This is a genomic window from Nostoc sp. DSM 114161 (assembly GCF_052692665.1).
This window is the reverse complement of sequence record NZ_CP195141.1, coordinates 6027464-6048527: the sequence shown is the minus strand read 5'-3', so window position 1 is coordinate 6048527 and position 21064 is coordinate 6027464. Positions and strand designations below refer to the sequence as shown.

The 21064-nt window shown below is 41.1% G+C and carries 15 protein-coding genes; 4 read left to right on the top strand and 11 right to left on the bottom strand.

The genetic code is table 11. The features are described from left to right. Nucleotides 1–79: 79 nt before the first annotated feature. Complete coding sequence (locus NSTC745_RS25630; RefSeq protein WP_445633493.1) at nucleotides 80–862, top strand: DUF928 domain-containing protein; 783 nt, start codon at nucleotides 80–82, stop codon at nucleotides 860–862. A 592-nt stretch (nucleotides 863–1454) separates the two neighbouring features. On the opposite strand, the gene NSTC745_RS25625 is transcribed toward NSTC745_RS25630, so the two are convergent. The 8 genes from NSTC745_RS25625 to NSTC745_RS25590 form a co-directional block, all read right to left on the bottom strand. After that, nucleotides 1455–3608, bottom strand: coding sequence for a beta strand repeat-containing protein (locus NSTC745_RS25625; RefSeq protein ID WP_445633492.1), 2154 nt, complete (start codon nucleotides 3606–3608; stop codon nucleotides 1455–1457). A 278-nt stretch (nucleotides 3609–3886) separates the two neighbouring features. Further along, nucleotides 3887–6379, bottom strand: coding sequence for a CHAT domain-containing protein (locus tag NSTC745_RS25620; protein ID WP_445633491.1), 2493 nt, complete (start codon nucleotides 6377–6379; stop codon nucleotides 3887–3889). An 86-nt stretch (nucleotides 6380–6465) separates the two neighbouring features. Continuing rightward, on the bottom strand, nucleotides 6466–8841 hold the full coding sequence (locus NSTC745_RS25615; protein ID WP_445633490.1) for a two-partner secretion domain-containing protein: 2376 nt from the start codon (nucleotides 8839–8841) through the stop codon (nucleotides 6466–6468). A gap of 447 nt (nucleotides 8842–9288) precedes the next feature. Beyond that, nucleotides 9289–9423, bottom strand: a complete 135-nt coding sequence (locus tag NSTC745_RS25610; protein WP_445633489.1) for a hypothetical protein — start codon at nucleotides 9421–9423, stop codon at nucleotides 9289–9291. Beyond that, entirely contained in the window at nucleotides 9416–10711 is a 1296-nt protein-coding gene (gene nifN, locus NSTC745_RS25605) for a nitrogenase iron-molybdenum cofactor biosynthesis protein NifN (RefSeq protein WP_445633488.1), read from the bottom strand. The genes NSTC745_RS25610 and nifN overlap by 8 nt, the downstream gene beginning before the upstream one ends. Then, complete coding sequence (gene nifE, locus NSTC745_RS25600; RefSeq protein ID WP_445633487.1) at nucleotides 10711–12093, bottom strand: nitrogenase iron-molybdenum cofactor biosynthesis protein NifE; 1383 nt, start codon at nucleotides 12091–12093, stop codon at nucleotides 10711–10713. The genes nifN and nifE overlap by 1 nt, the downstream gene beginning before the upstream one ends. Nucleotides 12094–12496: 403 nt before the next feature. Continuing rightward, complete coding sequence (gene nifH / locus NSTC745_RS25595) at nucleotides 12497–13465, bottom strand: nitrogenase iron protein (protein ID WP_445633486.1); 969 nt, start codon at nucleotides 13463–13465, stop codon at nucleotides 12497–12499. A 419-nt stretch (nucleotides 13466–13884) separates the two neighbouring features. Continuing rightward, nucleotides 13885–15018, bottom strand: coding sequence for a substrate-binding domain-containing protein (locus tag NSTC745_RS25590; RefSeq protein ID WP_445633485.1), 1134 nt, complete (start codon nucleotides 15016–15018; stop codon nucleotides 13885–13887). Nucleotides 15019–15497: 479 nt separating this feature from the next. On the opposite strand from NSTC745_RS25590, the gene NSTC745_RS25585 reads away from it, so the two are divergent. Then, the gene (locus NSTC745_RS25585; protein WP_445633484.1) at nucleotides 15498–16103 is read left to right on the top strand and encodes a hypothetical protein; all 606 of its coding nucleotides are present in this window, start codon (nucleotides 15498–15500) and stop codon (nucleotides 16101–16103) included. A 102-nt stretch (nucleotides 16104–16205) separates the two neighbouring features. After that, a complete protein-coding gene (locus NSTC745_RS25580) occupies nucleotides 16206–16580 on the top strand; it encodes a hypothetical protein (RefSeq protein ID WP_445633483.1) in 375 nt (124 codons plus the stop codon). A 374-nt stretch (nucleotides 16581–16954) separates the two neighbouring features. On the opposite strand, the gene NSTC745_RS25575 is transcribed toward NSTC745_RS25580, so the two are convergent. The 3 genes from NSTC745_RS25575 to NSTC745_RS25565 all read right to left on the bottom strand — a co-directional run bounded on the left by NSTC745_RS25575 (nucleotide 16955) and on the right by NSTC745_RS25565 (nucleotide 19544). Then, the gene (locus NSTC745_RS25575) at nucleotides 16955–17407 is read right to left on the bottom strand and encodes a response regulator (protein ID WP_445633482.1); all 453 of its coding nucleotides are present in this window, start codon (nucleotides 17405–17407) and stop codon (nucleotides 16955–16957) included. Between the two features lie 341 nt (nucleotides 17408–17748). Then, nucleotides 17749–18471, bottom strand: coding sequence for a Crp/Fnr family transcriptional regulator (locus NSTC745_RS25570; RefSeq protein ID WP_445633481.1), 723 nt, complete (start codon nucleotides 18469–18471; stop codon nucleotides 17749–17751). A gap of 350 nt (nucleotides 18472–18821) precedes the next feature. Next, complete coding sequence (locus tag NSTC745_RS25565; protein WP_445633480.1) at nucleotides 18822–19544, bottom strand: Crp/Fnr family transcriptional regulator; 723 nt, start codon at nucleotides 19542–19544, stop codon at nucleotides 18822–18824. 476 nt (nucleotides 19545–20020) lie between these two features. Here NSTC745_RS25565 and NSTC745_RS25560 point away from each other — a divergent pair, with 476 nt between their 5' ends. Next, a complete protein-coding gene (locus NSTC745_RS25560) occupies nucleotides 20021–20401 on the top strand; it encodes a response regulator (RefSeq protein WP_445633479.1) in 381 nt (126 codons plus the stop codon). The last annotated feature ends 663 nt before the right edge of the window (nucleotides 20402–21064 follow it).

Genomic DNA, 21064 nt, shown 5'->3' with positions numbered 1-21064 from the left:
TAGTGATAAATTAGGTGTTAATCTTCAAAAATTAAAAATCCTAATAAGTTACTTTGGCGATCGCTAATTAATTTCTACTATGAAAAAGGTACTTTGGTTTCACACTACCACCCCGATCTTTGCGCTTACCCTGAGTATTTTTAGCACATCTGCTAATTGGCATGTACAAGCTCAAACCGTAACACCTACAAGCAAAATCACCTATGTTGCACCAACAGCACAGGAAAAGCCAGGAGAACCCACAGGAAGGCGTAGAGGTGGAGGTAGCCGTGGTTCCTGTAAGCAGTATGAAACTCTTACAGCTTTAGTACCCATAAATAAGATAGGAAATAAAGATTTAGTATGGGGACAATCAACATCTCAAACCCCAACATTTTGGTTTTTTGTACCCGATAAGTTAACGCCAAAAGTCCCTGTTGAGTTTGTAATTCAAGACGAAGCAGATAATTACGTTTATCATACAAAATTTAATCCACAAGAAACGCGATCGGGAATTTTTCGCGTACCCGTACAACCTACAAAACCTTTAGTAGCTGGGAAATCTTATCGTTGGACTTTTTCGATTTATTGCGATCCTAATAAGCCATCTTCTGCTGTTTACGTGCAAGGTTCAATGACACAAGTTGCTCTTAATCCATCATGGCAACAACAACTTACAGCAGCTAAAACACCATTAGAAAAAGCTAGTTTTTTTGCACAACATGGTGTTTGGTATGATGCTTTAACCACTTTAGGAGAAAGTTTACAAAATACCAAAGACAAAGATCCAAAAATTGTATCGGCTTGGAGCGAGCTACTAAAACAAGTTGATTTATCTCAGGTTGGTACAGATGCGCTCGGATCTTGTTGTATTGCTAAATAATATGATGTCCACTTGATGCATAAATCCTAATATTATAATGCAATTTAGTAACCATATAATTATTCATGTAGAGACGCGATTCATCGCGTCTAAAAGGCCAGTTTTTTACCAATAAACCTTAACGCAAGCGTATTGTCCTATATTCCTGAAAAAAGATACCCGACTTAAAAAAGTTGGGTATCTTGTTTTAGAAATATTTTTACATTTCCATTAATTCAACTTCCGAAGAAGCTAAGTAGGTAGACATAATTAAATGTAAGATTGGAGCTTTCTTCGCAGTCAGCGATTTATCGCTTTTAACACAATACGGTTAAGATAAGACTAAAACCTTTATCCTGCAAACAATGTAGAGACGTTGCAATTGCTAGTCTCTACAGGTCTATGGTTTAATACCGTTCAGTAAAGCTTTTTTCTCCTCCCTTGCTTCCTCTGCTTCCTTTGCTCAAGAACAGCCTGCCTTAACAGATAAATTCCTTAACTGAACCGTATCGATATGCCAGCCCCTTTTGCCTAAATGTAAAAACCAGCCCTTACTTCGGTGAAGGGCTGTTAACTAACATAATGAACTTGTCAGAATAATTTCTACAGAATTTTAAACAAGCTGCACATCTGTACTAATTGCAAAACCAGCAGGTTTATTCTCAATGGTGGCGAATTGAGTTCCTTGGAAGAACAAAGCACCAGTAGCATCGTTGTAGCTGAAATTGCTGAAGTCACTTGCACCAAAACCAATTTTAGAAATCTGGATCTTGTCACCTTCAACCCTACTGAAGTCTTTAATAATGTCCAAGCCTTCTAACTTCGAGTTCAACACAAATTTATCTGCACCAACACCACCAGTGAGGATATCGTTGCCAGCACCGCCTACTAAAGTATCATTGCCAGCATTACCGGTTAAAGTATCATTACCAGTACCACCGACGAGGTTATCATAGCCAGTTCCACCAGTTAGGTTATCGGCTCCGTCACCACCGAACAGGAAAGTCCAGGAGTTCGATGCTGTTAACACATCATTGCCTGCACCACCCGTGAGGACTGCAAAATTTCCGCCTTGTGCAGTAATGAATTCTACACCAGTGAGGATGTCGATACCTTCGTTACCATTGGTAGTGACATTATCAATAACCTGTAAATCGCCATTGTTTAAGAAAGAGATTGTATAGTCTGTATAATTTCCTTCATAGTTAACGGTATCATAGCCGCTACCGCCGTTGAGGATATCATTGCCAATACCCCCTTTGAGAGTATCATTGCCAGCATCACCATTGAGTGTATCATTGCCAGCACCGCCTCTGAGGGCATCATTACCAGCACCACCACGCAGGATATCTGCATATTGTGTGCCTGTGATGTCAAATTTTTCAATACCACTGTAGTTGAGTAATTGACTGCCATTCAGGCGGCTGAAGATGGCATTTTGCTGGTTGTATCCTACATCTACACCAGCACCATTATTCAAATCAGTGTAGTCGGCTATTAACGTATCAACACCTGCACCACCATCTACAAAACCATCTGAATCAATAAAAGTATCATCCCCAGCCTCACCATAAAGATAATCATAACCAGCGCGACCTTCAATTTGATCGTTGCCAGCACCACCATACAGGCTATCGCTGTTAGCACCACCGCGCAGGACATCTGCGTATTGTGTGCCTGTGACGTTGAATTTTTCAATGTTACTATAACCAAGTACGCCAGTACCAGTGAGGCGAGCAAAGATGACACTTTGCCCCAAATATCCTATATCTATACCAGCACCATTATTGAACTGACTGTAGTTGGCTACTAGCGTATCAACACCTGCACCACCATCTACAGAACCATCTGTATCGATTACAGTATCATCACCAGCCTCACCATAAAGATAATCAAAGCCGGCACCACCCTCAATTTGATCGTTACCAGCACCACCAAACAGACTATCGCTGTTAGCACCACCACGCAGGACATCTGCGTATTGTGTGCCTGTGATGTTGAATTTTTCAATGTTACTATAACCAAGTACGCCAGTACCAGTTAGGCGAGCGAAGATGACACTTTGCTGGTTGTATCCTACATCTATACCAGCACCATTATTCAACTGACTGTAGTTGGCCACTAGCGTATCAGTGCCAGTACCACCATCTACAGAACCATCTGTATCGATTACAGTATCATCACCAGCCTCACCATAAAGATAATCAAAGCCAGCACCACCCTCAATTTGATCGTTACCAGCACCACCAAACAGACTATCGCTGTTAGCACCACCGCGCAGGACATCTGCGTATTGTGTGCCTGTGATATTAAATTTTTCAATATTACTATAACCAAGTACGCCAGTACCAGTTAGGCGAGCGAAGATGACACTTTGCTGGTTGTATCCTACATCTATACCAGCACCATTATTCAACTGACTGTAGTTGGCTACTAGTGTGTCAACACCTGCACCACCATCTACTGAACCAGATATATTATTTAACGTATCATCGCCGTCATTACCATACAGGTTGTTATTTCCGGCACCGCCATACAAGTTGTCATTTCCAGCACCGCCATACAAGTTATCATTTCCATCATCGCCATAAATTATGTCGTTACCAGCAGCACCAAGCAAATTGTCGTTCCCAGTTCCACCATTAATAGTGTCATTTTGATCTGCACCAGCTAGGTAGTCATCACCGCCTAGTCCGTTGAGTATCCAAGATTCACCATTAAGTCCCAAGAAGGTGTTATTATTGTCGTTGCCAGTATAAGTTTCCATATTACTTTAAACCTCGTTTTATGTGTGTAATGAAGTCTGGCGTTAGCCTTTGAACTTCTTGCTGAGTTACACGTTGCACTTTTGAGGTTTATGCACTCAAATTAGAAAAAAGCCAAAAAAATTTTTTAGCAACCCATTTACTGGAGTTTACAGCGGTTCCCAAGCAAATGAGGTACAGAAATTTATAGGGGCGATGCTGCAATTTTGAGCTAACAGACAATATGTGCGATGGTTGGTTAACAAGGCAAGCACTTTGGTTAACAAAGTAAATTATTTTACTACAGCCAATTTCCCAGCAAAACGTAAGCCGCCCAATGCACGGGATGGCGATAATCTGGGTCTTTTAACAATGAGAGTTGCGCTTGTCGCAAGGCTTCTGCTTTTGTCACTTGCTTAGTCGCTAGCTCTTTATAAAATTCACCAACTAGACGCGCCCCCGATTCGTCATCTAAACTCCAAAGGGAAGCTAAAGTACTGCGTGCGCCTGCTTGAATTGCTACGCCAGCCAGTCCTAAAGCGGCGCGTTTGTCTCCTTCAGCAGTTTCGCAAGCACTGAGAACGAGTAATTCAATTGGTTCAAGCGTAGTTTGCTCTCTGCTGCCAAGCAAGTCTTTTAATTCGTTGAGTTTTATTGGTTTATCCCAAGCCAACACAAAGGTTTCATCAGCATTGGAACTAAATTGACCGTGAGTTGCTAAATGCACTACAGAAAACGGTACTGAGTCAATCTGTTTTCGTAGCGCTGAACTAGTGAATGTCCGATTCAGGAGAACTTCGCTAGGAACTTCTGACTCAATTGTTTTTAATTCGTCGCTAACATTTGGTAAAGAACTAAATCCATGTCGTGCTTCTGTGAGTCCAGCAACCAAAGTTTTTAGCTTGCTTTGGCGCAAAGGACGCGGCCCTAGTAGCTCTAACCCAGGTGTCAGGGCAATACTGTATTTTTCTACTAAATACTGATTACCATCATATAAAGCAGCTATTGGTACATTCCGCAATGCACCATCTAAAACGAAAACCAATGTTTTCACCTGGCTTTGAGCCAGTTCTGCTTCTACAGGGCGAATTAACCAGTCGTAAACTTTTGCAGATAATAATTTCCCCTCTGGAGTTGTGAAGGGTTTTTCTAAATTTTCTCTGAGTTGCTGTATGACTTCTTCTACTTCAGGTTGACTTATTTTCGTCCCATAGTGGCGTAGTCCCTGCTGAGGTAAACTCAGAATTACTTCTAGTCGGTCTTCCAGAATTATCGGATAAATGACTGCTGCTGCCGACTGTTGAATTTGCTCTATCGGTACTATCTGTCCTTGTAGACAAGCTGAACGAAGGAAATTGTCAAGTTCCGCTAGTTGTAGCGATTCAATGACTTGACGGGCTTGTTTTAGCTGTTCCTGACTAGGTTCTGGATTTAACAATAATTGTACGTATTCACGATACACAGGCTCTACAGCTTCCCGGAAGGAAAATTGAATGTCACTGTTAATAGCTACTAAATCGCCACGCAGAGATTTTAATGTTGTAAAGGCAACTTCATAAGCTGATGTTGCTTGCTTAATTTCACCTTGGGCTTTTAAAATGCGTCCTAATTGCCATTGCCATTGATAGGCAATATGTGGAGCATTAATGGCTTGAGCTATTTGCAAAGCCTTGTAGGTGAAATTTTCAGCATTTGACCACTGCTCGGTTTGTTCGTAGAGTCCGCCTAAATAACCCAAAGCATAAGACTGTGCTTGGCGATCGCTTAAATTTTCAGCTTCTTGAATTGCGATCGCCAATAGTTTAGCAGATGTAGTATATTCTTTAGTTCCCAGTTTCACCAAACTTTTAGCAAGGTTGATGCGAGAGTAAATTGTTGAGCGACTGGGAGATAAATTATTAAACTTTGGTTGCAGTTCTAGCGAGAGATTTTCCGCTTTTTTCGTTTGTCCAGTTGCTATTAATAGTTGAAGTTGATTGATTTGAGCTTGAATCTGCGTCATGCTCTTTGCAGAGACAATATTTGCAGCCTGTTCGTAGTATGCCAATGCTGCGTCTGTATCCCCTTGGGCATAAGCTGTGTTACCCAGGCTGAGAAAGGTGGCGCTCAATTCTGGTTGTGATTTACTCGCGTTTTGTGACAACTCCAAACTTTGTTGCAAAACTCTGCGAGAATCAGCAAAAGCGCCCACTGATTTGAGAACATTGCCTAAGCTACGCAATCCTGTAGTTTTTAACTGTTCGTCTGGTTGATTTTCTAATGTTTGTTCTACTTGCGCTAAGGTTTTACGAGCTTGGAGGTAAAGCCCTAGAGCTTGTTGGGCTTGAGCTTGATTAATTAAACTGCCAATTCTGCCTTGCGTATAGCCTGCTGCGGTGTAGATAGTAGTTGCCTGTTGCCAAGTATTGAGAGCTTGTTCTGCCTTACCTTGGGCTAATTGCAAACTTCCTTGAGTGTTGAGTGCTTGGGCAAGGATGAGTTTTGTTTGTGGTGTTGCCTGTTGTGAGTTTTGGATTAAATTCAAGCTAGAGCTAATTGTCTCGCTTGCTTGCTGCCAGTTTCCCAACTGCTGATAAGCTAAGGAGAGATAATTTAGCACCATAGCTTTAGACGATGGATTTTTTTCGGCTTTGAGTGCTAACTGCCAAATATTTATCGCTTCAGCATATCGTTGTGCTTGGTAAAGTTCTCTACCTTGTTGAATTAAATTTGATTCTTGTGCAATTTTCTCTTTGATAACTAGAGGTTGAGCTGAAGAAGCTATAACTTGCCTCAATTCCAGCGTTAGAGTCATACTTACCCCTAGCAACACACAAAGCACAAAAGCTAGAGTTTGACGCCAAAATCTGGGCAGTTTTTTTGCTATGCGAGAGTGCAACATTAATTTTGGGCAACGGGACAACTAACAGGTGTGAGTGAGGAGCTGTGAGGGGTAGTAGTGGGAGCTTGAGCTACAAGGGTAATGGTACCATCAGGGTTAGTTACCCATCCTTGAGCTTCAGCGATCGCACTTGATGTTTCTGAAACTAAATTTACCTCTTTTTGAGAGCCGGTTACCTTTTCATTGACCAAAGCATGGGGTTGTAAATCTTGCCAGATGGCATCACTGCTAAGTGGCTCAATGGGGTTAGGTGGCAAACCACCCCTTCCAGTGACTATAAATTCACTTTGTTGATTGGCTGTTGTTTCTCCACCATTGCTACAGGTTTGGGTAATTAATTTTGCAGCATCAATTACATTTGTGGGCAATGCTACTAAGCCGCTACTGGGGTTAGCATCCGGTTGATTGATTTCTACAACTCCATTAATGCCGAGTTGGGAACTGGCAGAGATTACACTGTCTGGAGATATAAAAAATCCTTGCACGCGGATATCGATCTTTCCTCCTTGACCTTTGACAGCATTGGCACTAATGGAGCTATTATTTGCAAGCACTAAGTTATCTGCATTGATAGTCGTATTACCGCCGTTGGCAGTGCTGTCAATAGTAATATCAGGTTTTGGAAAAGCATTGGCACTAGGGTCAGCGTCACTCTCTATGACAGCATTGTGGTTTAAAAGCACTGTTCCAGCATTAATAATGATATTGCCACCCTGCCCCGATATGCTAGACACACTAATCCTGGCTCTATCATCAACTAAAAGCAAAGGAGTTGTAATTATTAAGTCACCAGCCCCTCCTTTTCCTAGTCCATCGATTTGCAGATAAGTAGGGTAATCAACTAAAAATGAAACACCCGTCACTACCACAGATTTTGTGGCAATTATTTCTAATTTTCCTCCCTGTCCTTGTCCGCGATTGGAGGCTGAGACAAATCCTCCATCTTTAATTACCAAGCTTTGGGTTTGGATTTTTAAATTACCACCGAATCCCGTGGCTGTTTGGTCGCTTTGCGTAGTCAAAACGCTGCTGAAAACATCGCTGGGGTTTACTCCACTAACTTCCACTGAATCATCGGCGATGACGGTGAGATTTCCGCCATTTCCCGAACCAAAAGTGCTAGAGCCTACTTGACCGCCATCACGCACAATTAACTTTCCTGTGGTGATAGTAAGGTTGCCAGCATTGCCTGTAGAGTTGGGTTGGGCATCAGCACCTAAAGAACTTGCAGTATCGTTGCTTCCAGACACTTCCACAGACTCAGAGGCATTGATTGTTATATTACCTGCGTTTCCGGCATCAAAAGTAGAGGTGGAAATATTTGCTGTGTCTTTAACTTTTAATCGCTGGGTAGTAATCTTAATATTTCCAGCATTGCCAGCACCACCAGTTCTAGCTATTAAACCAGTGGTAAACATACTATCTGCTAACCTACCAATCAGTTCAACGGACTCAGAGGTATTCACTGTTAAATTTCCCCCTTTTGCTGACCCTGTAGTATTGGCATCAAGTTGGGCGTCTGTACTTAAAAACAAGTTTCGTGCTTGCACTTGGATAGCATTACCTCCATTGCCGGCAATACTGGCTCGCGCACCTTGGGAGAGGTTAATATCGCGGAAATTTGTTAAATCAGAGTAATTTAAAGCCCAACCATCAACATTTGGGGTAATATTTACAAAGCTGTTTCCGGCAACACTGCCCAATTCAATGCGTCCGGTTTCTGCTGTCAGGTATCCTCCCTCAAAGGTAATATCGCCACCTACAAGTGCTAGAGTTTTGCCAAGGGGTACTTGTAAACCAACTGTTTTGCTGGTTGTATCAGTGGCGATGGAGCGATTAAAAATAGTTCCTGGCAATGGGCCAAATTGTAATCCCAAAGGTACATTAATAGCTAAAAGCGGCACTCCTTTAGGATTCTTGGCACTAAATACCAAAGCATTGTCAAACACCAAACTATCAGCTGTACTTACTAGAAAAGAACCCCCAATATCTAACCTTGCATTTTTACCAAACAAGATGCCGTTGGGGTTAATAAAAAATAGATTGGCGTTACCCAAAACCCCCAATGTTCCTAAAATATTCGAGGGATTATTACCTGTAACTCGTGTGAGAATATTCTCTATTCCTGTAGGGTTGGAAAAGTAAACCCGTTGCCCATCACCAATACTAAATTCGCTAAAACTGTGAAATAGATTTGCTGCTCGGATTGCACCACCATCAATGCGATTCCCTATTGCTCCTTTTACTTCAACGCCTTGGATTAAGATTGATGATTCACTACCCAATGTCCCATCAGCTTCAATTTCAGCTAGGACATGGTTTTCTTCAAAAATTAAAAAACAGGACGCCGAAAGTGCTAATCTAAAAAGTAACAATTTGTTGAAAATTTTAAACAATTTTTTTGTCAAGGATTACTAATTTATTGTTATAAATCATACTACAACAATCCTAAATTATGATTCAAAGTTGTGTTTAGCAGATAAAAGCTACCTCAGGAATTGCTAAACTCCATACGCTTAGCTGCATTGTTGCCAAAACACGTCGTAGTGCATTGTAGTACAACAGATGATGCAAATCAAGCGATCGCTATTTTAGAAAGTAGACCTCTTGCAATCAATTGCTTTTTGCACTCTTAGCGACTCATGTCAAAGTGAAAATACCAAACCTTTCCCCCTTTCCTCGACTTGTGCAAGAAGTCTAGCGTCCCCGGCAAGACTCGCGCACACCACAGAGATTCGATCGATTCTCATCCAATCATGAGGCTTAGGGATGGAAGAGTTGTGAGAACATGGAAAAACCCTGTTGGCGTTGACCGTGTTTTTTTAGGCGATGCCAAGTAATTTCGCCCATAAATGTTGAATGGCGATCGAAACGGCACTTCCACGCGCTACGAATGGAACAAACAAGTCAAATTCTCTTGCCCCCTGCCTTTTACGTCCTATCCAATACTTATCCATGTTTTAAAAACAGATTGCCAATATCAAACAAAAGCTGCATAGTACCTCGATAGCCAACTTTGGTAAAGTGATTAGCATCTAAACGGTCAAAAATGGGAATACCTTGACGATAGAGAGGAATTTTTAAACGTTGAGCAAGAGCAACTGCATGAGAATTAGTAATGAGCAAATCAGATCCTACTGCCAGTTGTTCAAAGTCCTCCAAATCGCCAATAGTAATACTAGGAATCGGCAGTTTTTCTAACACAGGAGAACGCGTTGTCGTGACTGCGGCGTGAATTTGGACTCCCAGCGATTGCAAGAAATAAACTATTAACCAAAATAAATCTGGTTCCAGAGCTAAAGCAACTCGCTTGCAACCAAAATAAAAATGATTCTCTAACATCAAATATTGCAACTGACGGCGCTGGTTTTGATATTTCTCTGGCACGCTAACACCACTGATATCCGCCAATGCTTGCAAGAATTTATCTACTGCTACTAGTCCCGTGAGTTCGCTAAACATCTCATAAGGGATGTTGAATCTCTTCTCTAAAATTTGTGCAGCACCGCGCATACTTTCACCTAATACCAAAGTGAATGCAGAACTAGCAATTGAGTGCAACTGTTCTAAAGTCGTACCATTGGCTACCATAACACCAGAAGAATCTTCTATGCGAGCATCTAGAACGCCAGAAAGATCTGGTACAACAATCGGTACAAGTCCAAAGGAGGCGACAATCTCTTTAATTTCTCGTACATCCCCAGGAGTGAAAGCAGAACTCGCCAAAATTGTGATTTGTGTGGGGCTGGGGTTTTGCGTTGAGCATTTTTGTGGAATTTCCCTAACTATACTCTCCACTGCACTAGCAAAACCATCCTGCAATGTACCCTTAAAATCTGGTGTAGAGACAAGCACAATTGGTAAATAATCTAATTCTGGATGGCGCTGGCGAATCTCCTTGACAAAGCGTTTCATGTCATCGCCTCTAGTTTCCACAAGTCCAGTAGTACAAAGACCGATAATTTCTGGTTTTGATTTCTTTACCAAAGTCAGAATTGCTTGTTCAACTCTCTCCTCACCACCCAATATAGTTGCAACTTCCGTCATCGCGGTAGTAGAAAGAGGAATCGTCTGACGAAAATGTTGTACTAGCACTGTCTTTGTCAAAGCTGTGCAACCTTGAGAACCGTGTAATAAAGGCATCATTCCCTTCACTCCCAAAAAGGCCAAGGTTGCACCTATAGCTTGACTTTGCTTGAGAGGATTAACTGCTACTGATGTACTCGTAATACTAACAATTGCCATTAGATTTCCTCCAATGAATTTTGTATTTCCCACGGAGCAGGCTGGCATATTTGCTTCCACACAGGATTATAAAAACTGGCATATAATTCTCGTGCCAATTCTAATATTCCTGTATAACCTGTATAGGCGCGATCGCCTTGTCTATTAATATCTAAGAACGGAATATTAGCTATTAAAGCAGTATCCAAATATCGGCTAAGACTAATTAGAATATCAGCTTGATTATCGTTGATTACCTGCAATATTTCTTGAGGCGTTCCTGATTCTAAAACTATGCTATCTCTGCCTAGTAAGTTTTTAAGTCTAACTAATTCATCCTCTGTATTACTTTGACTACACAGAGCAATAACTTCCATTCCTAATTTTTGGGCTGCAAAGATAATTAACCAACTCTTGAAATTTTTAATATCAAGAACCATACGTTTTCCTTGCAACTGGTTACGATAAAGAGTAAGTTTTGATTCTAAAGCACTAGTTTCTTCTGCAATTAACTTTTCAGTACGTTCTACTAAATCAGTATCTCCTAACTTGGCAGCAATATTTCTTAAACACTGATTAATTTGCTCTATACCATAAATGGACTCTTCTATATAAGGAATTCTATAGACTTTCTCCATTTTTTTCGCTACATTAATTAACGCTTTTGAAGACAATACAACGTTAAGCTTGGCATGATGAGCATAACAAACTTCTTTATAGAGAGCATCCCCTGTAATTTTTGATAAAACTCGGATACCTAATTTCTCTAACAAGGGTACAAAGTTCCATATTGCACCCGCGATATTGTACTCACCAATCAGGTTAATATCGAATCGTGTAATAACATCTGGTTCGGCTGTTCCAATAACGTGTTCCAGCAACGCTTCACCAGCAACGCGGTTACCTAAATTTTGACTACCAATGAACCCAGGACAATGCACGGGAATAGTTGGTATTCCTGTTGCTTCGGTAATATCTTTGCATATTCCTTCTATATCATCACCAATTAAAGCAGTGATACAAGTTGAGTAGACGAATACTGCACTTGGTTTGTATCGTCTTTGTAATTCTAGAATACCTTTGTAGAGCTTTTTCGCTCCACCGAAGATAATATCGCTCTCATCTATATCAGTAGTAAAGCGTATTTTATAGAGCATCGAACCAGAAGAAAGACTGGTGTTGCTTCCCCAAATGCTAGCAGCACAGCCACTCGGCCCGTGGACTACATGAGCAGCATCAGTAATTGGCACTAAAGTAATCATTGCACTATCAAATGCACAACTTCCTTGAGCAGTTCCAGGCTGGGGTAATTGTGTAGAAGGCTTTTTTTTCTGGCGTTGCTGTTGGTTTTCGCCATTCGATTCACTCAGTGAATCATTGATTTCTCTGGGTTGAGGATTCATTTTTTTATTGAAATAAGATAGAAGTGAAGAGGTGCTAACTGAATTCTAATCAATTGAAGAAAAATTTTAATTGCTTGGTTATTTTTCAGATGTAAAAAAAGGGAATGAGAAAGAGAATTCCTCATTCCCTAAACAATGACCAACCAATTAATAGAAGGAGTAAACAAAAACCATAACAGCGGTTTGACCGCATAAATATTAACAGATTAATGCCTCTAAGGAAAACTTCGATAAGACACTTGGGATTGATTAATCTGTTACCTACACAGAATTAATGTTGATTGACTTCTTGAACCTCCATATCGTTTTGATGGTGAGAAAAAGTAGACTAATTACCCACTTAATTGCTCCGTTATTCCGCAAGTTCTGCTATTTATTAAGTAAGAACTAAAGTCTCACTTTTTCAGCTACCAGAAACTATTTCCACATTGCCTTTTGCCAATGCTTCTAGTGCTTCGCCTTGGGCATCTTCTTGCTTTTTATCGGCTTCTTCTTGTGCTTTAGTGACACCAGCTAGTTTTGCAGCGTTTTCTTCACTTTCGAGAATACCGAACTCAATCAACAACTCTTCTAACTCGTCCATTTCAATGGGTGTGGGAATGGCAAGATTTGTATTGTTGATAATCTTGTCCGCTAGTGTACGGTATTCATTAGCTTGATTGCTATCAGGTGCATACTCGTTAACTGTCATCCGACGTAATTCTGCGTGTTGCACGATGTTGTCGCGGGGGACGAAGTGAATCATCTGGGTGCTTAATCGAGATGCTAGCGTGGTAATCAGTTCGTCTTCTCGGTCAGTTTTGCGGCTATTACAAATCAGACCACCCAAGCGCACACCACCCGTGTGAGCATACTTGAGAACGCCACGAGCAATGTTATTAGCAGCAAACATCGCCATCATTTCCCCAGAGGTCACGATGTAAATTTCTTGCGCTTTGCCCTCCCGAATTGGCATCGCGAAACCACCGCACACAACGTCACCCAATACGTCGTAGGATACGAAATCTACACCACTATATGCGCCGTTTTCTTCCAGGAAGTTGATGGCGGTGATGATACCCCGACCGGCGCAACCTACACCAGGTTCCGGGCCGCCAGATTCTACGCATCTGATACCTCGGAAGCCTTCTAGTACCACTTCATCAAGTTCTAAGTCTTCGACTGCGCCTCTTTCAGCAGCTAAGTGCAGCACGGTGGTTTGAGCTTTAGTGTGCAAAATCAAACGGGTAGAGTCAGCTTTGGGGTCACATCCGACAATCAAGATGCGTTGGCCTACTTCTGCCATAGCAGCTAGGGTATTTTGGGAGGTGGTAGATTTACCAATACCGCCTTTACCGTAGAAAGCAATTTGTCTAATTTTGTCGTCGGACATGATGATTTTTCCTGCAATTGTTGTTTGGTGGGTCTTAGGTTTTGCGTTCACACTGTGAAGTTACAGATGTAACCTCGTTGAGAACGTTGTTGTCGGCGTTGTACGCATCGGCGGCGATGCCGAAGGCGGGCTGCGCCAACGCTGTAGCGCAGAAACATTTACTATTGAATACATACGAGCCGTTGTAAAATATTTGGTTTGTTCAATTAACGATAAGATTGGATCAAATGTACGGTTTGAGATGATGCGTTACGGTACATTTGCGATCGCAAAAAGTTGAGATATACTTCTTGTTGAATCTTCAATAGATATTGCAAGTATTTCTAGACTCTCAGTTGTAAAGCGATCGCAGCAGGAATTAAAATTTACGCAGAGTTTTTCCCGAAACCACACAACCAATCAAAGAAAAGCAATTGACTCTAAACAGTTGCTACCACTTCCCCAATTTTGCTGATATCGTAGCCACCAAGAATTTCAAATTGTGAGTGAACCATCCGATGTCCCAAGGTACTGAGTAACTGCTGTACTGGCGCTTCTTCTAGATATTCCTTGAGAATCACTAAATCATATCTCGATTGATGTAACGGGATAAATCCCAGCCCGAAAGCGGTAGCTACAGATGCAGTACCCATTCCTGCATCAGCAGCTCCTAATGCTACTGCTTGGGCAACATCTTGGTGGCTTTGAACAATATAGTCAAAACCTCGGACATCATGGAACGGTATTTGTTGCTCTTGGAGTTTTTGTTCCAAAAGTAAACGAGTACCAGCACCGATTTCGCGGTTAACAATAGTCGCTCCCCGTTGGACTAAATCATTAACTGTTGTGATTCCCATTGGGTTGCCAGGTTTGACTAAAAGTCCCTCTTCCCAAACACCCAAGGTAATCAAAACTGCTTCTCTCCCTCCAAGAACATCACGAACAAAAGGAGTATTATACTCACCAGTTTCAGGATCGTAGAGGTGCATCCCAGCGATGTGTGCCTCACCTTTGTATAGGCTGTGCAATGCAGACATGCTGTTGGCAAAGTTAAATTGCACTCTTAATTGCGGATGCCAGCGTTCGGTTGCTCTTGCCCATAGCGAAATCACAGGCGCACAACCAGCAATCACAACGGTATTGTGGAGTGCTTCGAGATTATCATCCAACAGGCGAACTCGAACTTTATCTGTACCTGTAAGCGTCTGGCTCTCTCCATCAGCTGGAATCATATCTTGGCGAAACGCATCCTTACCAATTAACGGATAAGCTACCCATTGTCCCCCCACACGAGCCACACTAACTCGCGTCTGTTGCCCAGTTGGGACGGGTTTGGAAAGTAGTGCTTCGATTTCAGGTAAATCTCGCTCTAGCCAGAATAGATCCTCTACTTGACAGCCAAGTGCTTTTGCTAGGCGGAGTGTAATGGCCACCGAGGGAGCGTATAATCCCGACTCTACACCACTAATAGTCTGACGAGTCACACCAGCGAGGTTTGCCAAATCCTGTTGGCTCATGCCTAAGCGGGTTCTAATTGACTTCAAGTTGTTACGGAGATCGTTATCCTGCTTCATTGGCTTGAGTTATTCTCAGTTTCAAAAAGCCGAGCGCGGATTTAACTTGTATCTGCCAAGGCGAAAGCATATCTATACCATTCCTCTTGGAGAAGATAATTGTGCTTTCGCTGTTTTGATTCCCTATATTCAAAGAATATCACACAATTCGCAATTTTCCTTGCAAAGCGCAATTTTTTTTGCTGAAGATTGTTTTTTAGCTGATAGTTATGCCTCAGAACTCGCTAATCATCAATAACAAAGGATTTTTATCGCTTTGGTATTTACCAAATAAATTGGTAAAAAGTAGCTCGCAATACAGTTTTGTAAATTGATTTGGGCTTTGATGCTTGATAGGCGAGTTATACAAGCCGTAACAAATATACCTATACCACCAACCAATGAGAACTATGTGAGATAAATTTTGCTCTCACTAAAAATACTGCTTTTACTTAGAGTCATATGCAGACATCTATTGCACAATTGGGTATCTACCAAGGGTGCAACTTTTGAGAGTCAAACCGGAAAGTGCGGGATGTACGGAAAGTAAAGTTGCTCAAAAAGCTCTTTCCTCTTGCCTTCTGCACTTCGGCTACGCAAAAATCGAGCGTACCTTGAGGAAAAGCAAGCTACGCGTAGCGTCTCGTAGAGAAGTCGAGATTCAGCGTAAACCTCCTGCCCCTTACTTTGTCATAACGACAATTTTCAACACAAGCCTACTTACAGCAATGGAGAGAATAATGATTACCGAAGAAGACTTAGCCCAACAATTTAGCATAATTATCGAGCATACTCACCCACGGGTATGGGAATTACTACGCCAGTGTTATGTAAAGGTAATTAATCCTAGACCTTACTTAATAAGAGCGAATATCAAAACCTGTATCCGTTATGGAAGATACATTGGCATTTATTGTCCTGAGCGACTGATTAATGCAATAGCCGCAGAAAAAAACCTACTCAGAGAAGTAGCAGAATATGTGGGATTAGTTGAAGTTGTTTGTTTGAATGCCAACAGCTTGCTGCGCGATCCTTTATCAAATTTAAAGTCATCTTATCCGCATTTATGGTTAGATTTGCTTTGGATTGTTACGCAAGAACAATAATATTAACTAGGAAAATCTGACCTTTCTGTAATATTTATTGCTCGATATCAGTGTACTAATCTTAAACTACTACGAGTTCGTTTTGGAGGTTGTGAATATCTTATGAATCAATCATCCCTTCATCCAGATGATTTGCCTTCACATCAAACAATAAGGCTCAGTGAAATGATGTTCAGGCAACTTGAAGAAGCAACTAAAAAAAGCTTTTTCTTGGCATGTGACAAAATGACACGTATCTTATTATCTAGTTGCCATTGGTATTTCCAAATCAATAGTGGCATTCTAATATTAATCATGATTTGTCACGATATGGAAAGCTATCGCCAAATCATGAAAACTATTCCTCATTTTGCTGAGAAGTTAAAACACTTTACCAACGCAGCAAAGATTACTGTCAGTTCTCCAATTGACAAAGGTATACCGTGGGTACTCAGTATAGATAATATTTTACCTGAGGGAGACTTGCCCAGTAGTTGAAATATAACCTAGTAATATCGTGTTCGGTGAAAGACTTATCATTAAGACCGCAGGGGGAAAGAGGGTTTTCCGATTTCTGCATAGATTACGGGAATTATAACTAATCAACCGAACTTGATATAATTATTCTTGGGAAATCACGGTCGTTGCAGTTTCATTAGATATATAGCCCGAACCAAAGGTGGAGTTGGTGCTAGGAGCAGCTTTAGCTAATGTCTAGAGTCTTTGTCAAAATGTGGTAACTTTAACTCAGATAAAATTAGAAAAAGTACCGCGATCGCATTGAGCTTTACAAAATAAACCAAACGGTAAATCCCGATTTTCTAGTTGGTTATTAATCTTGTAGCATTGGCTATCTAGCCTAAATTTTAATTTTATCGGTTGTTAACAGAGCTAACTTTTAGCCATTTACTTATTTGTGCGAGATTAGCTACTCTTTCAACTAATTCATTAAGAGCAAAAGGCTTACAAATAACCTCTTGAAAACCTGCGTTAATTGCTGTGTTAAGGTATTCCCTATCTATATAGTATGTAAGAGCTATGGCAGGAATAAACTCTCCACAGAAGGCTTCTTTATGCCTAATGGAGCGAATTAGTGAATAACCGTCTTTACCAGGCAAAGCGATTTCACTAATCAAAATATCAGGTTTCCACTCTTCTATTATCTGTATTGCTTGCTCCACAGATATTGCCGTCTTAATTTGAGCTTGGCAATCTTCAAAAATCAACGCAATCATGCACAAGCAATCATCATTATTATCTACGACAAGTACTCGTAAACCATTAAGAGATGACGATTCACTAAAAGGTATATGCTTTAAAAGCATTGTATGTTCTGTAATGTATTAATTGAATTAATTTTTGACAAAGACACAAACCTCCTATTTGATAATTACAATTAGGAGTCATGATAAGCAGAGCGATCGCTATCTACTTTTAAAGAATTCCATTAAGAAACTAAGATAAATTCATCTAGATAAGTCTATTAAGTTTATAGTTGCTTGACATAAAGAGTCTGTACGGTTACGCACATAAGCTCCTAAGTGCAAACCTTTTAGGACTTACGCACTAAGATCCCCCAACCCCCTATTAAGGAGTCACTAATTCCCTTGGAGAATAAAACTTCCTGTCCCCTGCCCCCTGTATCAATTGTTAAGGTGAAATGGTATTAGCTCTGTGTCTCCAGCAACCGAGCGTACTCATTTTTGATGATGGAATAACACTCACAAGATGTATCTTCCAAGTCGTCACGATTTAGGATGTTAATATTTCCACGCTTGTAACTAATAATTCCAGCGCGGCTAAGTGTGCCAGCAGCGACGGTAACACCAGAGCGGCGACAGCCCAACATCTGGGCAAGAAATTCTTGAGTCAGAGAAAATGTATCTGATTGCATACGGTCAGAAATTAGCAGCAGCCAACGGGCGAGTCGCTCTTCGATGGTATGTAGGCGGTTGCAGGCTGCGGTTTGTGTAACCTGGGTGAACAGTGCTTGAGTGTAACGCAATAGCAAACGTTGAAGCTCTCCACCCCGATTAAACTCCGCTATTAGTACGTCGGCTTTCATCCTCATACCACTGTTTGGAACCTGGACAAAGGCGCTTGTAGTCGTAGAACGACCACCCCAAATTACAGGAAGACCTACCATGCCATCATTGCTCACCAAACCAGATTCAACGCTGGAGCCGTCTTCTTGGTTAGAGACTAAAGAAGCTATTGCGTGATTGAGAAAATAGACGTGTGTGATTGGTTCGCCTGCTTCGTAAAGGACTTGTTTAAATTTAAGATGTACTGGCTCTAAGTGAGGAATTAGACGTTGATACTCAGTAGTTGATAGTGAAGCGAGTATCTTATTTTTTATCGGTAGATGAGCTACTTTAGAGACAGCCATAAAAACCTCCAAGTGTGCTGTTTTGCGTACTTCAGCAACTAATGGCAGCTTGAGAGGAGTTAGGGACTAATCCCAATATGTCAAAAGGTGAATTACTTTGTTTAGTTGCAAGCTTAACAACTCATAACGGGAACATTAGAGCATACAGGACTAATGCTTTTAGCTTGATGTTCTTCTTGATATTAACGTATTCCATGATTGCGCGATCGCAGTTGACCATAGCTCAATACCCTTGGTATTAAGCTTTTCCCCCCCTTACCTCCCCTGCCCCCCCTGCCTCCCCTGCCTCCCCTGCCTCCCTGCCCCCCCTGCCCCCCTGCCAGCCTTAACTCAACAGTATTAGACCATACTTAGCCCTGTGTGCCTAGCAACCGAGCATACTCGTTTTTGATGATGGAATAACACTCACAAGATGTATTTTCCAAGTCTTCACGATTCAGGATGGTAATATTTCCACGCTTGTAGCTAATAATTCCGGCTTTGCTGAGGGTACCAGCAGCCACTGTGACACCAGAGCGGCGACAGCCTAACATTTGGGCAATAAATTCTTGAGTCAGAGGGAATGTATTTGATTGCATACGGTCACCGACTATTAGCAGCCAACGGGCGAGTCGCTCTTCGATGGTATGCAAGCGGTTGCAGGCTGCGGTTTGTGTGACCTGGGTAAACAGTGCTTGAGTGTAACGCAACAGCAAACGTTGAAGCTCTCCGCCCCGATTAAACTCCTTTATTAGTACCTCTGCCTTCATTTTCACACCACTGCCAGCAGCCTGTATAAATGCAGTTGTTGTTGTAGAGTTACCACCCCAAATTACAGGAAGACCCACCATACCATCATTGCTTATGACACCTGCTTCAACAGTCGAGCCGTCTTCTAGGTTACAGACTAAAGAAGTTATTGCCTGGTAAGGAAAATAGACGTGTGTGATTGGTTCTCCTGCTGCGTAAAGGACTTGCCTAACTGGAAGATTTACTGGCTCTAAGTGGGGAACTAAACGTTGATACTCAGTAGCTGACAGCGAAGCGAGTATGTGATTTTTTATTTGCAGATGAGGCCTATTAGATACAGACATTAACCCTGTGTTGTCACTCTCGAAAAACAATAATCGAAGCAAAATGCTGAAACTTTGGTATCATTCAGGTTTCAGCCTTTATTTTGTATGTTTAAACTAAAATTACTAGGCGAAGAATGGAAACCAAAGCCTCATAACCTTTTGATGGATTGCATTTTCTAAAAGTGACAAAAGACAGTTAAGAACCTTCAAGCCTACCATTGTGCCTTAAATTTGTTTGAAATATCAACGTGGGTACAAAATTACACGCATTCAAAGACAGAAATCTGTACGGTTTCGTACCCTTCGTTTTTTAAGTTCAAAAAAACTCTGACCAAACCCCGCTACAGAGTGGGCTATAAGTCTAGTGCTATAACGATTTTTATTTATATGTCTGATACCGGACAGACTAAAGTTTGTAGGCGTATCTATAGTAAGAAGATTTGGCATTTTTATAGTTTTGACGCAAAAAAAGCTGTTTTCTCAAAAAAAAACTAATGCATTCTATTAAGCGAATATTAATTTGTGATGATGTAGCTGATAATACTTTTCTTCTAAAAACGATTTTGGAAGCAGAAGATTGTCAACTTGAAATCGCGGATTCCGGTCTAGCTGTGTTAGAGAGATTGGAAACCGATCCTAACCAACCCGATCTGCTAATACTAGATGTTCAGATGCCAAAAATGGATGGATTTGAAGTTGTTCAACGCATTCGGGAATCGACAAAATTTCAATTTATTCCTATTTTGTTGGTGACAGGTTTGAATGAAGATGATGTTCAGAATATTCCCGAACTAAAGATTGATGGATTGATTCAAAAGCCTTTTGACCCTGACGTAGTGATAGCTCAAGTGCGAGCAATCTTAGATCGGTATTAATAAAAGTATCTCGAAATTAAGAGATGATTTAATTGATTTTATCTTGATTTATAATAATCAATATATAGTACTAATATTTATTTTTGAAATATACACGGTAAGTGCGATCGCTGGAATCTCAACACCGTAACTTGCTTCAAAGGCTTTCACTTTACGGATGAGCGAGTATCTATCATCATCAGCCAAAATTCACCTACTGGTGTGACCCGGCTAAAATGTTGCAAAAAAAATTGTAGTTGTAGGTTGGGTTGAGGAACGAAACCCAACATTGATTGATGTGTTGGGTTTCACTCCGTTCAACCCAACCTACTAACGCACTATTTTAGTCCGGTCACGCCACTACATACAGTAGGGGCACAATATATTGTGCCCCTACCGATGTACTTAATTTACCTGAAATACGCTGTATGTATCTGTCTCAACTATGCTTGCACTACAAAATCGACATTGCTGATTTCACGCGAGTTTCATCAACAAAATCATGAGTTTCATCACGAAAATCATGAGTTTCATCACGAAAAGCATGAGTTTCATCACGAAAAGCATGAGTTTTATCACGAAAAACATGAGTTTCATCAATAAACAGGTAAGTTTGTAACGAAAATCATCTTATTTTTTACAAACTCACGAGTTTCATCAACAAAAAGGTAAGTTTGTAACAAA

Excerpts from the sequence above, each read along its gene's own strand:
- nifH (WP_445633486.1), bottom strand. The coding sequence starts at position 13,465 with ATGTCCGACGACAAAATTAGACAAATTGCTTTCTACGGTAAAGGCGGT.
- NSTC745_RS25575 (WP_445633482.1), bottom strand. The coding sequence starts at position 17,407 with ATGCTTTTAAAGCATATACCTTTTAGTGAATCGTCATCTCTTAATGGT.
- NSTC745_RS25610 (WP_445633489.1), bottom strand. The coding sequence starts at position 9,423 with ATGGATAAGTATTGGATAGGACGTAAAAGGCAGGGGGCAAGAGAATTT.
- nifN (WP_445633488.1), bottom strand. The coding sequence starts at position 10,711 with ATGGCAATTGTTAGTATTACGAGTACATCAGTAGCAGTTAATCCTCTC.
- NSTC745_RS25620 (WP_445633491.1), bottom strand. The coding sequence starts at position 6,379 with ATGACTCTAACGCTGGAATTGAGGCAAGTTATAGCTTCTTCAGCTCAA.
- NSTC745_RS25565 (WP_445633480.1), bottom strand. The coding sequence starts at position 19,544 with ATGTCTGTATCTAATAGGCCTCATCTGCAAATAAAAAATCACATACTC.
- NSTC745_RS25630 (WP_445633493.1), top strand. The coding sequence starts at position 80 with ATGAAAAAGGTACTTTGGTTTCACACTACCACCCCGATCTTTGCGCTT.
- nifE (WP_445633487.1), bottom strand. The coding sequence starts at position 12,093 with ATGAATCCTCAACCCAGAGAAATCAATGATTCACTGAGTGAATCGAAT.
- NSTC745_RS25590 (WP_445633485.1), bottom strand. The coding sequence starts at position 15,018 with ATGAAGCAGGATAACGATCTCCGTAACAACTTGAAGTCAATTAGAACC.
- NSTC745_RS25580 (WP_445633483.1), top strand. The coding sequence starts at position 16,206 with ATGAATCAATCATCCCTTCATCCAGATGATTTGCCTTCACATCAAACA.
- NSTC745_RS25560 (WP_445633479.1), top strand. The coding sequence starts at position 20,021 with ATGCATTCTATTAAGCGAATATTAATTTGTGATGATGTAGCTGATAAT.
- NSTC745_RS25570 (WP_445633481.1), bottom strand. The coding sequence starts at position 18,471 with ATGGCTGTCTCTAAAGTAGCTCATCTACCGATAAAAAATAAGATACTC.
- NSTC745_RS25625 (WP_445633492.1), bottom strand. The coding sequence starts at position 3,608 with ATGGAAACTTATACTGGCAACGACAATAATAACACCTTCTTGGGACTT.